Below are 16,319 nucleotides of genomic sequence, written 5' to 3' on the forward strand. Positions count from 1 at the left end.
GCGGCGGAAGTCCGCCATGGAGACGGGCCTTCGCCGCACCGGCGGCGAGCCGGCCGCCGTTACCCGGCAAGGACACAGAACGGAGCATCCGCCGTGTACCACGACGAAGACCTGCTGGAGCAGTTGACCGCCGACCACCGGTCCGTGCTGGTCCACTTCAGCGAACTCAGCGGCATACCCAGTGGGGACCCGCAGCGCAAGGACCTGGCCGACCTCGTGATCGATCAACTGGTTCGCCACACCCGGGCGGAGGAGCAGCACCTCTATCCGCTCGCCCGCGACCGGCTGCCCGACGGGCCGGTCGTGGTGGAACGCGAACTCGCCGACCACCGGGCGGTAGAAGCGTTGTTGGAGGAGCTCCGCCCGACCCACGTCACCTCGCCCCGCTTCGACCGGCTGGTCGCCCGGCTGGTCGAGGAGGTCACCCGGCACGCCGGCGAGGAGGAGGCGCGGCTCTTCCCGGCCGTGAGGGCAGTCGCGAGCGAGGCCGAACTCTGCGACCTCGCGGTCAGGGCACGGGAGACCAAGGAGTCCTCGACCGGCCGGCCCCGTCACCAGCCGCCCACCGCACGTCCGGCGGACCGCCTGCCGCCCCCCGAGCGCTCGGCCTCCGAGCGGATGCGGGACTTCCTGAGTTCGGGTGGTCCGCACTGACTGACCCTTTGCAGGGCCTGAGGACACCGCGAAGGCCGCACGCGCCCTCCTCCACCGCCTCCTCCACCGCAAGGACCCCGGGCGGCTGCCCCGGCGGGCGCAATCCGGCCGACAGCTGCCTGCCGGCCGTCGGGGCCGGGGTGGGGCCGGGGCGTTAGCGGTCGCCGATCCGGGGTAGCCGCAGCGGCGGATCTCGGGGGACGGCGTTGTGAGGAGGCGGACGGATGGACGGGAGTGAGCCGGTGGAGCTGCGCGGGATCGAGCGGGTGCCGCGTGGTGACCACGTGTTGGAGCTGCGGCTGCGCCTCCTCGGGCTCCGTCTGCGTGGCCGGGCTTGGGACGTGTTGCGCGGCGTGCGGCCGCGGATCGTCCTGGCACTTGCGCTGCTGTCGTCGGGCCTGCTCGCGGCAGGCCTGGGAGCGTCCGAGGCACCGTTTCTGTGGATCTTCACAGGCTGCTGGGCCCTGACCCTGACCATCGCTTTCGCGGTGCTCTGTGCCTGTGCCGACGGCCGCCGGGAGGAAGAATGAGCGTGCTGCCCGCGCCGCGCGGTCCGCTTTCGGCGGCGGTGCTCGCCCTGCTCACCTCCGGACCGCCCGGTGCCGGCCGTCAGCTCACGTCGCCCGGCCCGTTCGACGAGCCGTGGGGCGAGGACCATCAGCTGGCCCTGCACCTCTGCTACGAACTCCACGGCCGGGGGCTGCCCGGGGTATCGGACGGCTGGGAGTGGGATAGTGAACTCCTGCGATTCCGAGGAGAGTTGGAGCACTCGTTCCTGGCCGTTGTGCGCGCGGAGGCGGAGCCTGTGCCGCCCTTGCGGGAGGCGCTGGAAACACTGCTCGCGGAGCCGTCCGACGGTACCGGGCCCTCGCACTTCCTGCTCGCCGAGGGGGAGCGCCGGCACGCTCGTGAGTACCTGGTGCACCGGTCGGTCTACCACCTCAAGGAGGCGGACCCGCAGCTGTGGATGCTGCCGAGGATCCATGGTCCCGCGCAGGCCGTGCTGACGACGATCCTCTACGACGAGTACGGCGCCGGACGGCCGGAGCGGGCCCACGCCCTGTTGTTCGCCCGGATGATGGCGGCCTTCGGCCTCGACCCCGGCTACGGGCGCTACCTGGACCTCGTGCCGGCGCCGACCCTGGCCGTGGTCAACCTGATGACGCTCTTCGGCCTGCACCGGGCGCTGCGCGGCGCCGCCGTCGGGCACTTCGCCACCGTGGAGGTGACCTCATCGCCCGGCTCCGCCCGCTTGGCGGCGGCATTGGAACGGCTCGGCGGCGGCCCGGACGGCACGCTCTTCTACCGGGAACACGTCGAGGCGGACGCCGTCCACGAGCAACTCGTGCGCCGCGGGGTCATCGAGGAACTGGTCGCGGTCGAGCCCGAGTTGGCCAGGGACGTGGCGTTCGGTGTCGCTGCGGCCGGGGTGGTCGACGGACGCTTCGCGGACCACCTGCTCGGCCACTGGCGGGCCGGACGCAGCTCGCTGCGCTTCCCGCTGCCGGACGGTACGGGCTGATCCGGGCCCGCCAGGGACCTCGTGCGCGCCGGCGCGTCCACGGCGGCCCGGCACCCTCACCTTCCAGGCTATGGCACCGGCCCCGCCGAGGTGCGCGGGCGGCGGCGCGGACGCAGCCTGGAAGTGCGGGACGTCGCGGGTGCGCGCTCGTGCGGTGCGCGGGCCGCGGTCTCCGGAACGGTCCCGGCGTGCGGGTTCCGGCCCGCGCCCGCACCAGGTGAGGAGTATCCGAACATGACGACGGGCGAACAGCGTGATCGCCGCGAACAGGCCGCCGGGAGCACGCCGCGGCGGGTGCGGCTGCCGGGATTCGTCACGGACCAGGACATCGGGCTCGGTGACGCCGTCAAGCGGGTCACCTCGACGCTGGGCATCCGGCCCTGCGGCGGGTGCGAGCGGCGTGCCGCCGCGCTGAACCGCTGGCTGGTCGTGTCCGGCGGGCCGAGCCGTCGGCAGCGGAACTGAGCCTCCGAGGAGCCAGCGATGGAACAGGACCAGGACGTCCGGGGGCCGGTGCAGGCCGGCGTGACGGGAGCGGCGGAGCCGCCGGGAGCGGGGCGGACGGCGCCCGAACCGCCGTCGGACGGACGGCAGTCAGCACCGGAGCCCGCCTACGGCGGAGCCTGGGCGGATCCGCCCGGCCGCCTCGAGCCCGCGTCCGCGCCGGTCGCCCCGGCCTGCGGGTGCGGCGGTCCGGGCACCGGCACGGCTGAAGGGCGACAGGCGGCGGGTTCCGGTTCGGCACCGGACCAGCCCGCCTTCGTCTACGCGATCGGCCAGATCGACTTCCGTTTCCCGAGCCTGGGGGTCGAGAAGGAACTGGCACAGGCCGTCGGTCGGGTGGAGACCTCGGGGCTGAGCGACCGCCAGACCGTGCACTCGGTCATCTCCCAGCCCGAGAACCGCTACCTCGCACGGCAGTTGTGCTACGTACTGAACATCCAGGGCATCGACACCTACCTGATCCGCCCCCGCGATCCGGCCGACGTCGCACTGCTGGTGGACGCCGTCCGGCCCGAGCCGCGTCCCACGGACCTGGACGTGGTGATCGGCCTCCGGGGGCCGTTGGCGCCGCCGTCGCTCTGCAACGGCCTGACGCTCCCGATGGTCTTCTTCGACCAGCTCTACTCCTTCGACAGCGCGGAGCTGATCAGCGCGATCGAGCGGCCCGAACAGATCCCGGCCGACCGGTTCGAGTCCGCCTCCTACGAACTCCTCGGTCGGATCCTGCATCTGGGTGACAACGCCGGCGACACCGACGAGCACCGCGCGCTCAACTACCTGGCCGTTCGGTACCAGGGGATCTACCACAAGACCGTGGAGGCCTTCGCGGCCGACTCCGCGCTCAGTGCCGTCGAGGTGTGCGACTCGAGACTGAGCGGCGCCCGCCGGATCCTCGACGTGGTGCTCTCCTACACGCACCGCCACAGCGACGTCACCGAGAAGTTCTTCGTGCGGCTCGACTGCAGCGAGATGTTCCCCTTCGTGGTGACGAAGCTGGCGCCCTACTACGACCACTGACCGGCCGCCAGGCCGAAGTGATGTGAGGTGAGCGACGATGAGCATTCCGGGTTTCACCGCGGACACGGTGTCCTACCGGGGCAGTGGTGGGTACCGGACGGGGCGCGGCGCCCCGGCACGGGGGAGGCCGGGCGTGGTGCCACAGGGGCGAGTCGCCCGACGGGCCGGTGGCGACTTCTGGCAGCTGGAGAGGTGTGCCCGGCTGTGCGAAAACAGGTGCCGACCGTTCTGCCACAACCCGCTCAGTGAGGGGTGCGACGTGTGCTACTCCCCCTGCTTCGATGCCTGTACGGGACCCATCGACGATGTGGGTCCGATCTGAGACGAGATGTGGGTCCGTTCTGAGACGAGGTGTGTACCGATGAGGATGCCGGGCTTCACCGCCGACACGGCGGTCTACCGGAGCCGGAGGCACTACCGCCCGGAGCCGTCCCGGGGTGGGTCGGCGCGTGCGAACGCCCTGGTACCGTCCGCACGGGCGGGCAGGGGCTCGCGGCCTCCGGTCGACCCGATCTGCATCCCCGAGTGCCGCGGGGCCTGTTTCCCGTACTGCGTGCGTGATCCACTCAGCCGAAAGTGCCGTGCGTGCATCAGCGACTGCTACGCCCTCTGCCCGCCGTACCCGGGCGTGTGAGGCCGCTCGATGCGCGGCCGCTCGACCTGGTCGGGCTGGCGCCGCTGATGGCGCGCAGTGCCGGGCGGCCGGAGGTTGCCGTCGGGTTGCTGGACGGCCTGGTCGCCGTCGGACAACCCGCTTTCGCCGGACGGCGGTTGCGCCTGCTGCCCGGCCGGCCGGACGCCGCCGGCGGGCCGGCTGAAGCAGGGTCGGTCTGTGCGACCGCCGGCGACGGTCCCTGCGTGCACGGCAGCTTCGTCGCCGGCGTCCTGTGCGCCGACCGCGCCTCGCCGTCGCCGGGCATCTGCCCCGACTGCACACTGCTGATCCGGCCCATCTTCGCCGGCCACCGCGCCGATTCGGGTTCCGTGCCGGCCGGTTGTCCCACCCCGCTGGGCGCCTCGGCCGAGGAGCTGGCCGCGGCCGTCGTGGAGGCCGTCGATGCCGGGGCCCGGGTGCTCAACCTGAGCGTCGCGCCCGAACGGCCGTCCAGCAGCGGGCACCGCGAGCTGACGGCGGCCCTGGACCACGCGGCGGCGCGCGGGGTGCTCACCGTCGTCGCGGCCGGAAACCAGGGCCGACTGGGCAGCTCCGTGCTGACCCGGCACCCCTGGACCATCCCGGTCGTCGGGTACGACGGCCGGGGCCGCCCGATGGGCCTGTCCAACCTGGGCGGCTCGATCGGCGCCCGGGGTGTCGGCGCACCGGGACAGGCCGTGGTGCAGCTGGACCCCGGCGAGCGCCCGCTCGTGCTCTCGGGCACCAGCGTGGCCGTCCCCTTCGTCACCGGAACCCTCGCCCTGCTGCTGTCCTGCTTCCCGGGGGCCGCCCCGGCCGAGGTCCGCGCGGCCGTGCTCCGCGGCACCGCCCGCGCATCCGCGCGGCGCTCGGTGGTGCCACCGCTGTTGGATGCGTGGGCCGCGTACGAGCGCCTGCGGGCTGACCTCTGACGGTCGTTCGACCGACGACGTCGTCGCCCGGCGCCATGGGGAATTCGGCGGCCGGGATTCCGGCCTCCGGTCAGGTCGTGAAATCACCGCCCGCCGTTCCGAGGATCAGTCGCGAGGGGGCGATCGGCGTGTCGAATCCGATCGCGGCGACGACGAAGAAGGAGATTCCGATGCCGAAGGCCACCGAATGCGGCTGGTCGAGATTGAACGTGTTCTGACCGTCCAGCCCGGTGCGGTGTTCGCCCTCGGCGGCGAGGTTCTCGAATTGCTGGATCGGCCCGCCGGAGGCGTCCCAGACGTGGACCCGGGAGAGCCGGCCGAACCCGACGTCGGTCTTGAACAGGACGAAGACCCTGACCAGGTTCGTCCGGACGTCGTTGACGATCACCGGCGTCGGTACGGCGATGTGGAACCAGCTGGACTTCCCCGGGGTGATGTCCACATCGGAGCCCCACCCGAAGTGCCCGTTGCGGCTGAGATTCTCGGGGTTCTCCACCACCATGGCGTTTCCGTGGACCCAACTCGCTTGCAAGGCCACAAGACCCACCTCCTAGGCAGGTTATTCCTTTTCTTGTAGTCTCACACTCCGAAGTCGCGGCTTTCAAGGGTCGAGCCCCGCATACTTTCCGCTATCACGGCGCCATTACCGATTCGTACAGTCATGGTGAACGGTTCGTGCTGGTCGGCAACCGGTGCGAGGTCTGGTTCCGGGCCGACCGCGGCCCGGTGATGGCCGGTCAGTCCCGGTTGGTGCCCGTTGGACCAGGGCCGGCTGGTGACCGGCCGTCCGGGGCGGGTCGGCCGGTCCGCCCGGGGTGCCGTGGACCCCGCGACATCAAAACGTAACGTCTCCGCGAGAAGTCGTCAGGCGTAAAGTCTTCCCCAACTCCTGTCCAATCTGGCATGTTTCCTTCAATTCCCGTGCGATCCCCCTCCCCCTCACGCACGGGCCGAATCGGAGGACACGTGTCACCCCTGATATCCCGGCGGCTCGGCCGCCCGGCCGCAGCCCTCGCCGTGCTCTCGGCCATGGCGCTCGCCACCCCCACCGCGTTCGCGACCGCCGCATCCTCGACCACCACCCCCACCGTCCCCGGCGCCGTCTCCGCGCCCGCCGCGCAGGCCCCCGCCGCGCAGGCCCCCGCCGTCGCGGGCACCGCGGCCGGCTGGGCCGCCGGAACCCGTGCCTACCTGGTGATCAGCGCCCCCGCCGACATCGCCGCCGCCAAGACCGCCGTCGCGGCCAAGGGCGGTACGGTCTTCGCGAGTTACGACCAGATCGGCGTCCTCGTCGCCCACTCCACCAGCGCCGGCTTCGCCGCCGCGCTGCGGACCGTCACCGGCATCCAGCAGGTCGGCGCGACCCGCACCTCCGACGTGCCGGCCGACGCCTACAGTCCGGCCCTGCCCGCCAACCCCGCCCAGGCGGCCACCACGCTGACCGAGTCCAGCCGCTGGGACATGACCCAGATCAAGGCCGACCAGGCCTGGGGCGTCACCACCGGCTCGCCGTCCGTCAAGGTCGGCGTGCTCGACACCGGCGTGGACGACCAGCACCAGGACCTCGCGCCGAACTTCGACGCCGCCGACTCGGTCTCCTGCGCCTACGGCAAGCCCGACACCCGCAGCGGCGCCTGGCGGGACGTGGACACCCACGGCACCCACGTCGCCGGCACCATCGCGGCCGCGAAGAACGGCAAGGGCGTCATCGGCGTCGCACCGGGCGTGAAGATCGCCTCGGTCCGGATCGCCGAGCCCACCAGCACCCTCTTCTACGCCGAGAACACCGTCTGCGGCTTCGTCTGGGCCGGCGACCACGGCTTCAAGGTCACCAACAACAGCTACTACACCGACCCCTGGCAGTTCAACTGCCCGAACGACCTCGACCAGGCGGCCATCATCGAGGGCGTCAAGCGCGCCCAGGAGTACGCCGAGGGCAAGGGCTCGCTGCAGGTCGCGGCGGCCGGCAACGCCAACTACGACCTGGCCAACAAGACCACCGACACCGAGAGCCCGAACGACTCCACCAAGGTCACCCGGACCATCACCAACGCCTGCATCGACATCCCCACCGAACTCCCCGGCGTGGTGACCGTCGCGGCCACGGGCAGCGGCAGCGGCAAGGCCTCCTACTCCAACTTCGGCCGGGGCGTCATCGACGTCGCGGCGCCCGGCGGCGACGGCGCCACCGGCGTCTACTCGACCCTGCCCGGCGGCAAGTACGGGACCAAGAGCGGCACCTCGATGGCCTCCCCGCACGTCACCGGGGTGGCCGCGCTGATCGCGAGCACCGACTCCTCGCTCACCCCCGCCGACATCCGGGCCCGGCTGGCGACCCAGGCCAACGACCTGGCCTGCCCCGCCTCCGACAGCCGCTGCACCGGCACCACCGCCAACAACGGCTTCTTCGGCGAGGGCCAGGTCGACGCGCTGAAGGCGGTCGGCGGCGCCACCCCGCCCACCGGCACGTACTTCGAGAACACCGCCGACGTGGCGATCCCCGACAACACCACGATGGAGAGCCCGATCACCGTCACCGGCGTCAGCGGCAACGCCCCGGCGACGCTCAAGGTCGGCGTGGACATCAAGCACACCTACCGCGGCGACCTCGTCCTCTCCCTGGTCGCGCCCGACGGCACGGTCTACCTCCTGGAGGACTTCCCGAACAGCGACAGCACCGACAACGTCGCCAAGACCTACACCGTCAACGCCGCCGCGAGCACGGCGAACGGCACCTGGAAGCTCCGGGTGAAGGACGGCGCCTCCGGCGACACCGGCACGATCGACGCCTGGAACCTCACCTTCTGATCCCCGCGGTTCCGACCGGCCGCCCGACGCCCCACCGCGTCGGGCGGCCGGGCCGCGAGCAGGACGCCCGTGCTACTCCGGGACGAGCACCGCGACGCCCGTCACCCGGTCCGCGGCGAGGTCCGCGAGCGCCGCGTCCGCCCGGCGCAGGGGATAGCGGGTGACGTGGACCGCCGGGCGGGCACGGGCCGCCTCCGCGAGGAAGGCCAGGCCGTCGGCCCGGGTGTTGGCGGTGACGCTGCGCAGGGTGCGCTCCTGGAAGAGGTGCCGCCGGTAGTTCAGCACCGGGATGTCGGTGAGGTGGATGCCGGCCACCGCGAGCGTGCCGCCGCGGTCCAGCGCGGCGAGGGCGACGGGCACGAGTGCGCCGACCGGGGCGAACAGGACGGCGGCGTCCAGCGGTTCCGGGGGCGGGTCGTAGGAGTCGCCGGCGAAGACGGCGCCGAGCTCCAGCGCCAGCCGCCGGGCGGCCGCGGCCCGGGTGAACACGGCCACCCGGGCGCCCCGGGCGAGGGCGATCTGGGCGGTCAGGTGCGCGGAGGCGCCGAAGCCGTAGACGCCGAGCAGCCCGCCGGCCGGAAGGTCGGCGCGTTCCAGGGCCCGGTAGCCGATGATCCCGGCGCACAGCAGCGGGGCCAGCTCCTCGGCGGGCGGGCCCTCGGGGAGCCGGTAGGCGTAGCGGGCGTCCGCGGTGACGCGCCCGGCGTAGCCGCCGTGCCGGTCCCAGCCGGTGTAGCGGGAGTCGGGGCAGAGGTTCTCGCGGCCACCGCGGCAGTAGCGGCACCGGCCGCAGGTCCGGGCCAGCCAGGCCACCCCGGCCCGGTCCCCGACGGCGAACCCCTCGACCTCGGCCCCCGCCGCCAGCACCCGCCCGACCACCTCGTGCCCGGGCGTGCACCGGGCCAGCCTGGGGGCGAGGTCGCCCTCCGCGAGGTGCAGGTCGGTGCGGCAGACCCCGCAGGCCTCCACCTCGACCAGGACCTCCCGCGGCCCGGGCGCGTCGAGTGTGCGCCGCTCCCACACCAGCGGGCCCGGCCCCGGCCCGCCGACCGGTCCGGGACGCTCCACCGCCCAGGCCCAGGTCTCGGCGGGTGGGGGTTCCGTCGCGTTCATCGCCGTCTCCTCTGCCGCTCGGCCGGCCGGGTCGCCGGGTCGGTGGGTCGGTGGGTCCGGGTTCAAGTCTGCTGCTCGACGGTGCCGCGTCGCTCCAGGGTGACGGAGAGCGGGTCAGCCCCAGTACCCCGTGTGCACGGCGGTGGCCTCCTCGAAGAGGTGCGGGCCGGAGACCTCCACGGCGCCGCCGCCGGCCGCGAAGACCTGGCGGCAGGGCAGGTCGAGCACCGGTTCGTCCGGGTCCACTCCGGCGATGGTGTTCAGCTCGGTGGCGGCGAGCGCGTAGACGACCCGCCGGATGCCGCTCCAGTGGATCGCGCCGGCGCACATCGCGCACGGCTCGGTGCTGCTGTACAGGACGGCCGCGGTGAGCTGGTGCGGGGACAGGGCGCGGGAGGCCTGTCGGACCAGGTTGGTCTCCGCGTGCGCCGTGACGTCGTGGTCGGTCAGCACGGTGTTCTCGGCCGTGAGCAGGACGCTTCCGGACGCGTCGGTCAGCAGCGCGCCGAAGGGGTGGTTGCCGTGGGCGCGGGCGGAGGCGGCGAGCTCGATGGCCGCGAGCAGGTGGGGGCGGGTGAGGTCGGTCATCGGCGTGCTCCTCGGGGGTGGACCGGACGGGAGGACAGGGACGTCGGACGGGAGGACAGGGGACGTCGGCGCGGACGGTGGGTGGTGTCAGCCACCGTAGCCGCCGCCGCCCGGTGTGCGGATCTCCAACGCGTCACCGGCCGCGACCTCGGCGCTGCCGTACCCGGGCAGCTCCTCGACGGTGCCGTCGGCGCGCAGGAGACGGTTGGCGCCGAGCGCGCCCGGGGAGCCGCCGGCGAGGCCGTACGGCGGGACGCGGCGGTGGCCGGTGAGCAGGCTGACGGTCATGGGTTCGCGGAAGCGCAGCCGGCGCAGGACGCCGTTGCCGCCGTGGTGGCGCCCGTCGCCGCCGCTGTCCGGGCGGACGGCGAACTCCTCGACCAGGACCGGCAGGCGCCACTCCAACACCTCCGGGTCGGTGAGGTGGGAGTTGGTCATGTGGGTCTGGACGGCGTCCGCCCCGTCGAAGCCCGGGCCGGCGCCGGAGCCGGAGGCGATGGTCTCGTAGTACTGGTGTTCCGCGTTGCCGAAGCTGAGGTTGTTCATCGTGCCGGACCCCTCCGCCTGCACGCCGAGCGCCGCGTAGAGCGCGCCGACGATGGCCTGCGAGGTCTCGACGTTCCCGGCGGCGACGGCGGCCGGGTACCGCGGCGCGAGCATCGAGCCGGGCGGCACGACGATCCGCAGCGGGCGCAGGCAGCCGTCGTTGAGCGGGATGTCGTCGGCGACGAGGGTGCGGAAGACGTACAGGACGGCGGCGGTGACGACGGCGGAGGGGGCGTTGAGGTTGCTGTCGAGCTGGGGCGAGGTGCCGGTGAAGTCGATGGTGGCGCTGCGGTCCCGGCGGTCGACGCGCACGGAGACGGCGATCACGGCGCCGGAGTCGGTCTCGTAGCGGTACGAGCCGTCGGACAGCCCGTCGACGGCCCGGCGCACCGCCTGCTCGGCGTTGTCCTGGACGTGCCGCATGTAGGCGTGGACGACGTCGAGGCCGAAGTGCTCGATCATCGCGTTGACCTCGTCGACGCCCTTGCGGTTGGCGGCGATCTGGGCGCGCAGGTCGGCGAGGTTGGTGTCCGGGTCGCGGGAGGGGTGCGGCGCCCCGGTGAGCAGCCGCACGGTCTCCTCCTCGCGCAGCCGTCCGTCCGCCACCAGCGGCCAGTTGTCGAAGAGCACACCCTCCTGGTGGATCTCCCGGCTGTCGGCGGGCATCGAGCCGGGGGAGGTGCCGCCGATCTCGGCGTGGTGGCCGCGCGAGGCGACGAAGAACAGGACCTGGTCGCCGTCCGGGGCGAAGACCGGGGTCACCACGGTGACGTCGGGCAGGTGGGTGCCGCCGTGGTACGGGTCGTTGACGGCGTAGGCGTCCCCGGGGCGGAGCCGTGGACCCTGCCGGCGCAGCACCTCCTTGACGGTGGTGCCCATCGAGCCGAGGTGGACGGGGATGTGCGGGGCGTTGGCGACCAGGTTGCCGTCCGGGTCGAAGAGTGCGCAGGAGAAGTCGAGCCGCTCCTTGATGTTGACGGACTGGGCGGTGGACTCCAGCCGGGCGCCCATCTGCTGGGCGATCGCCATGAAGAGGTTGTTGAAGACCTCCAGCAGCACCGGGTCGGCGGCGGTCGGGACGGCTTCCTGGGCGGTGTCCCGGACCCGTTCGACCCGCAGGTGCCCGGCGGCGGTGACGGTGGCCCGCCAGCCGGTGTCCACCACCGTGGTGGCGTTGGCCTCGGCGATCACGGCCGGGCCCGGGACGGTGTCGTCCGCGCGCAGCGACTCGCGTTCCAGCAGCGGGACCCGCCGCCACTCCCCGCCGGTGTACATCCGGACGGTCACCGGCTCGGCCGGTGTGGTCGCGGGGGCGAGGGCGCCGCCGAGTTCCGGCTGTTCGGTGAGGCCGGTGCCCTCGACCGTGAGGGCCTCGATCACCAGCGGGCGGTCCATCAGGAAGGAGTAGGTGGACCGGTGCCGTTCCTCGAACTCGGCCCGCATCCCGGCCGGTTCGCCGAGCGGGACGGCGATCGTGGTGTCGGTTCCCCGGTAGCCCAGCCGGGCCCGGTGGGCCAGCCGGATCCGCTCCCGCGGGACGCCCTGGTCCAGCAGCTCTCCCGTGACCGCCCGCGCCAGGTCGTCGGCGAGCGCCCGTACGGCGCCCATCTCCTCCTCGGCCAGCGGGCGTTCGACGGCGTGCTCGCGCAGGACGGTCGTGTCGGCCAGCCCGATGCCGAGGGCGGACAGCACCCCGGCCATCGGCGGGACGAGGACGGTGCGGATGCCCAGCGCCTCCGCCACCGGGCAGGCGACCTGGCCGCCCGCGCCGCCGAAGGTGGTCAGGGCGTAGCGGGTGACGTCGTGGCCCTGCTGGACGGAGATCCGCTTGACCGCGTTGGCGATGTTGCCCACGGCGATCCGCAGGAAGCCCTCGGCCGCCTCCTCGACCGAGAGTCCGCCGATCCCGTCGGCGAGTTCGGCGAACCGGCGTCGGGTCAGCCCGGTGTCGAGCGGCTGGTCGCCGTCCGGCCCGAAGACGTGCGGGAAGTGCTCGGCCTGGATGCGGCCGAGCAGCAGGTTGGCGTCGGTGACGGTCAGCGGTCCGCCGCCCCGGTAGCAGGCCGGGCCCGGGTCGGCGCCGGCCGAGTCAGGTCCGACGCGCAGGCGTTCGCCGTCGAAGCGCAGCACCGAGCCGCCGCCGGCCGCGACGGTGTGGATGGCCAGCATCGGTGCCCGCAGCCGTACCCCCGCGACCTGGGTGGTGACCACCCGCTCGTACTCGCCCGCGAAGTGCGAGACGTCCGTGGAGGTGCCGCCCATGTCGAAGCCGATCACCCGCTCGTGGCCGGCCAGCGCGGACATCCGCACCATGCCGACGATCCCGCCGGCCGGGCCGGAGAGGATCGCGTCCTTGCCCCGGAAGTGCCCGGCCGCCGCGAGGCCGCCGTTGGACTGCATGAACATCAGCCGGACACCCGCGAGTTCGTCCGACACCCGCCGGACGTAGCGGCGCAGACCGGGGTCGAGGTAGGCGTCCACCACGGCGGTGTCCCCGCGCGGCACCAGCTTCATCAGCGGGCTGGCCTCGCTGGACAGCGAGACCTGGTCGAAGCCCAGCCGCTCGGCGAGGCGCCCGATCTCCCGCTCGTGCTCGGGGTGCAGGTAGCTGTGCAGGCAGACCACCGCGACGGAGCGGACGCCGTCGCGCAGACAGGCGCGCAGGTCCTCGGCGAGCCGGTCGAGGTCGGGCGGTCGCAGCACCTCGCCGTCGGCGGTGATCCGCTCGTCCACCTCGACGACCCGGGTGTACAGCGGCTCGGGCAGCACGATCGCGCGGGCGAAGATCCGTGGCCGGTTCTGGTAGCCGATCCGCAGCGCGTCCGCGAAGCCGCGCGTGATGACCAGGGCGGTCGGCTCGCCGGTCCGTTCCAGCAGGGCGTTGGTGGCCACCGTGGTGCCCATCCGGACCGAGTCGACGTCCGCTTCGAGGTCCGCGTCGGGCGGCAGCAGGGCCCGGATGCCGGCCACGGCCGGGTCCCGGTAGCGGGCCGGGTCGTGCGAGAGCAGCTTGTGGGTGAGCAGTCGGCCGTCCGGGGCCAGCGCGACCACGTCGGTGAAGGTCCCGCCACGGTCGACCCAGAACTGCCAGCCCCTGGCTGCCATGACCGGCTCCCTCCGCCGTGCCGCGTGGCGTTCCCGGCCCGCGTGTTTCTCCGCGCGGGTTCCTCGCAGGCGTTCCGTGCGTTCGTGCGTGTCCGTGCGTGAGCGGCCCCGCGCACGAGTATCCGACCGGGCGAACGGGCGGGGCAAACGGAACGAACCGGGCGTGGGGGTTCAGGAATCCCTACGGCAGGCCGGTGTGCGAGAAGAGCACGGCGTGCCGGGCGATCGCCCCGGCCCGGTCGGCGCACTGCTGGTAGCAGCAGGACAGCAGCACGAGATCGGTGCCGTCGACCGGATCCGTCCCCGGCTCGCGGAGCAACAGCTCGTACAGCAGCCGCTGCCGCCGCCCGATCTCTGGCAGCTCCGCCAGCACGTCCGCGACACCCTCGGCCGCCCCCGACTCCAGGGCGTCGGCGGAGCGGGCGACCAGGTCCAGGGCGGCGTTCGCGATCCCGTGCAGCGGGGCCCGCAGCCGGTCGTCGAGCGGCTCCCGCTCCTGGCGAGCCCAGGCCGCCTCCAGCAGCCGTCGCGCCAGCTGTTCGAGCGCCTCCACCTCGCACCCCACGTGGACACCCACCACGACCCCGGCCGGTCCGCCGGGCGTCGCGGCGGCGTCCTCCTCGATCCGGACGAGCAGCTCCGCCAGGGCCTTCTCCGCGGCCGGGATCCCGTCCCCGTCGTCGGCCGGGTCCGTCAGTACCGCCGTCACGCCGGACAGCGCGGTGTGCGCGAGCCGCACCAGAGCGGCCAGCTCGCCGACCAGGGCGCGGTACCCGCCGTCTGCTCCGTCAGGCATCCCGTTCACTCCCGTCCTCCGGCCCCCCGACCAGTCTCGCCCCGATCCGACGGGGACGCCTCGGGCAGCGTGCGACCCACGGCGCTCGGGCACCGCGGGTCGCACGCGGCCCGACGCGTGGTGGCCCGAGGTTGTCCGGGCGGGGATCAGACCAGGCGCGCGCCCCACGCGCGGGCCCGGTCGAGTTCGCCGTCGCGCAGCGGCCCGTCGCTGCCCTCGACGATGAAGCCCTCGGGTTCGGCGACCACGTCGTAGTGGTGGCGGGCGAGCCGGTGGGCGATGCCGTCGGCCGCGCCGCCGGCCCGCGGCATGTCGCCCCGGGTGTCGAACGCGGCGGCGTGGGTGCCGGAGTCGGTCGTCGGAAGGCCGTGGAACCAGGCCCTCAGACCCGGACCCTCGGCGGTCTTCCGAGCCTCGGCGGCGGCCTCCTCGTGGCCCTCCTTGTGCTTCTCGGCAGTGGCGGCCATCCGGCGGCTGAGGCCGGAGGACATGCCGTGCATGTGGGTCGGGCCGCCGACCACCAGCAGGTCCGCGGACCGGGTGGTGTCCGCGTTCGCCTCGGACACCGGGAGGCAGTCGACGGCCGCTCCGGGGTCGCTCTGGCGAACACCCTCGGCGATCGCCTCGGCGACCTGCCGGGTGTTGCCGTACATGCTCTCGTACACGATCACGGTGTGCATGGTCTCCACCTTTCGTCATCTCCAGGCTCGCTCGGGAACTCCGTCGCGGAGGTGGGCCGTTCGGCCCGATCGGGGCGCCATACGGGCACGTCGGCCGGTGCGCCGGCCGCTGGCGGTCCGGGTCACCGCGGGGGAGCGGGCACCGTCACCACGGGGCAGTGGGAGCGGCGCAGCAGGCCGTGGGGCACGGAGCCGAGGCGCATGCCGGTGAAGCCGCCGTTGCCGCGCCGGCCGACGACCACGGCGAGGGCGTGCTCGGCGGCCCGGGCCAGCTCCTCGACCGGGTGGCCGTGCACGAGTTCGTGGGTCACGGTCACGTCCGGGTGGTGTTCGGGTCGGCCCGCGGTGGACTCGGAGAGCATCCGGCGCAGCAGCTGCCCGGTGGCGGGATCGTCCGGGTCGCCGACCTGCGGGCGCTGCCGGACCCACAGGACCCGCAGCGCGGCCCGGCGCTCGTCCGCGTACTGGAAGGCGAAGTCGACGGCGGGTCCCGAGGACGGGCTGCCGTCCACACCGAGCACCACGTACGGCGGGTCCTGGGTGGTGTGCTCGGGCTCGCGGACGACGACCACCGGGCAGTGCGCCTGGGCGCTGACCGGCACGGCCACCGAGTAGGCGCTCAGCGCCTCCTCCACCCGGCCCAGCCGACGGGAGCCGAGGACGACGAGTGCGGCGTCGCGGGACGCCCGGCACAGTGCGGGCGCCGGAGCGGCCTTCGCGACCAGGGTGGTCACCTCCAGCCCGGGGTGGCGCTCCCGGGCCATGGTGGCGGCCCGGCCGAGCTCCCTTTCGCCCTGCTCCCGCAGGGCGTCCTGGTAGCGGCCCGCCTCGAAGTGCCGGAACTCGTGGTACAGCGACGGGACGGCGTGCACCAGCCGCAGCGGCAGGCGCCTGCGGGCGGCTTCGTCGGCGGCCCAGGCGGTGGGCATCGAGCCGGTGTCGAGGGCGTCGACGCCGAGGACGACGGGACGGCCGGGGCCCTCGGAGCTTGCGGACGTCATGGTGGTCCTCCTCGGTCCGGTGATCCCGATGACTTCGGTGATGTCGATGAGCTGGACCCTGCTCCCACGCTAGGCAGCCCCCACTGTCGCCGCGAGGGCCGACCGGCCTCCCATGGGCGCGCGGGTCGGCGGAGACGGTCACGGCGGCGGCCCGTCAGCCGGCGAACAGATGCGGGTGCGGCGGGAGGGACTCCGAGGCCGCGGGCTCCCGGCCGAAGTGGTGGATCCGGGCGTCCGGGCCGGGGAAGTACTCGGTCACCCGGTCGTCGTCGGACCAGCGGACGTCGTACGGCGGGCTGCCGTCCGGATGGTGCAGCCCGACGATCTCGCCGTCCCGGCGGGCCGCGCCCGGCCGGGTGCCCTGGACGATGATGCGGTCTCCCACGGCGGCTTTCACGTCGGCCTCCTCGGATCGGTGC

The 16,319-nt window shown here is 73.6% G+C and carries 15 protein-coding genes; 7 read left to right on the forward strand and 8 right to left on the reverse strand.

The window, feature by feature from the left end; translation table 11 throughout:
* Positions 1-93 precede the first annotated feature (93 nt).
* The 6 genes from ACFWP2_RS14725 to ACFWP2_RS14750 all read left to right on the forward strand — a co-directional run bounded on the left by ACFWP2_RS14725 (position 94) and on the right by ACFWP2_RS14750 (position 5,263).
* Positions 94-654, forward strand: coding sequence for a hemerythrin domain-containing protein (locus ACFWP2_RS14725; RefSeq protein WP_380450908.1), 561 nt, complete (start codon positions 94-96; stop codon positions 652-654).
* Between the two features lie 224 nt (positions 655-878).
* The gene (locus ACFWP2_RS14730; RefSeq protein ID WP_380450910.1) at positions 879-1,184 is read left to right on the forward strand and encodes a hypothetical protein; all 306 of its coding nucleotides are present in this window, start codon (positions 879-881) and stop codon (positions 1,182-1,184) included.
* Positions 1,181-2,176 carry an iron-containing redox enzyme family protein gene (locus ACFWP2_RS14735; protein ID WP_380450912.1) on the forward strand — a complete coding sequence of 332 codons (996 nt, stop codon included), beginning with the start codon at positions 1,181-1,183 and terminating at the stop codon, positions 2,174-2,176. The genes ACFWP2_RS14730 and ACFWP2_RS14735 overlap by 4 nt, the downstream gene beginning before the upstream one ends.
* 234 nt (positions 2,177-2,410) lie before the next feature.
* Positions 2,411-2,641, forward strand: coding sequence for a hypothetical protein (locus ACFWP2_RS14740; RefSeq protein WP_380450914.1), 231 nt, complete (start codon positions 2,411-2,413; stop codon positions 2,639-2,641).
* 18 nt (positions 2,642-2,659) lie between these two features.
* The gene (locus ACFWP2_RS14745) at positions 2,660-3,697 is read left to right on the forward strand and encodes a hypothetical protein (protein ID WP_380450916.1); all 1,038 of its coding nucleotides are present in this window, start codon (positions 2,660-2,662) and stop codon (positions 3,695-3,697) included.
* A 630-nt stretch (positions 3,698-4,327) separates the two neighbouring features.
* Positions 4,328-5,263, forward strand: a complete 936-nt coding sequence (locus tag ACFWP2_RS14750; RefSeq protein ID WP_380450918.1) for a S8 family serine peptidase — start codon at positions 4,328-4,330, stop codon at positions 5,261-5,263.
* A 70-nt stretch (positions 5,264-5,333) separates the two neighbouring features.
* Here ACFWP2_RS14750 and ACFWP2_RS14755 read toward each other — a convergent pair whose 3' ends face one another.
* Positions 5,334-5,810, reverse strand: a complete 477-nt coding sequence (locus ACFWP2_RS14755) for a DUF6623 family protein (protein ID WP_380450920.1) — start codon at positions 5,808-5,810, stop codon at positions 5,334-5,336.
* Between the two features lie 470 nt (positions 5,811-6,280).
* On the opposite strand from ACFWP2_RS14755, the gene ACFWP2_RS14760 reads away from it, so the two are divergent.
* Entirely contained in the window at positions 6,281-8,071 is a 1,791-nt protein-coding gene (locus tag ACFWP2_RS14760) for a S8 family serine peptidase (protein ID WP_380451172.1), read from the forward strand.
* A gap of 72 nt (positions 8,072-8,143) precedes the next feature.
* On the opposite strand, the gene ACFWP2_RS14765 is transcribed toward ACFWP2_RS14760, so the two are convergent.
* The 7 genes from ACFWP2_RS14765 to ACFWP2_RS14795 form a co-directional block, all read right to left on the reverse strand.
* Entirely contained in the window at positions 8,144-9,184 is a 1,041-nt protein-coding gene (locus ACFWP2_RS14765; protein WP_380450922.1) for a zinc-binding alcohol dehydrogenase family protein, read from the reverse strand.
* A gap of 114 nt (positions 9,185-9,298) precedes the next feature.
* A complete protein-coding gene (locus ACFWP2_RS14770) occupies positions 9,299-9,772 on the reverse strand; it encodes a nucleoside deaminase (RefSeq protein ID WP_380450924.1) in 474 nt (157 codons plus the stop codon).
* Between the two features lie 87 nt (positions 9,773-9,859).
* Positions 9,860-13,423, reverse strand: coding sequence for a hydantoinase B/oxoprolinase family protein (locus tag ACFWP2_RS14775; protein ID WP_380450927.1), 3,564 nt, complete (start codon positions 13,421-13,423; stop codon positions 9,860-9,862).
* A gap of 181 nt (positions 13,424-13,604) precedes the next feature.
* Entirely contained in the window at positions 13,605-14,219 is a 615-nt protein-coding gene (locus ACFWP2_RS14780) for a hypothetical protein (RefSeq protein WP_380450929.1), read from the reverse strand.
* Positions 14,220-14,365: 146 nt separating this feature from the next.
* On the reverse strand, positions 14,366-14,899 hold the full coding sequence (locus ACFWP2_RS14785; RefSeq protein WP_380450931.1) for a flavodoxin family protein: 534 nt from the start codon (positions 14,897-14,899) through the stop codon (positions 14,366-14,368).
* A 122-nt stretch (positions 14,900-15,021) separates the two neighbouring features.
* Entirely contained in the window at positions 15,022-15,900 is an 879-nt protein-coding gene (locus ACFWP2_RS14790; RefSeq protein ID WP_380450933.1) for a universal stress protein, read from the reverse strand.
* A gap of 154 nt (positions 15,901-16,054) precedes the next feature.
* Positions 16,055-16,297 (reverse strand): DUF1918 domain-containing protein, encoded by a 243-nt coding sequence (locus ACFWP2_RS14795; protein WP_380450935.1) that lies wholly within the window; start codon positions 16,295-16,297, stop codon positions 16,055-16,057.
* Between the last annotated feature and the right edge of the window lie 22 nt (positions 16,298-16,319).

The organism is Kitasatospora sp. NPDC058444 (assembly GCF_042721415.1).
Lineage (GTDB): Bacteria > Actinomycetota > Actinomycetes > Streptomycetales > Streptomycetaceae > Kitasatospora.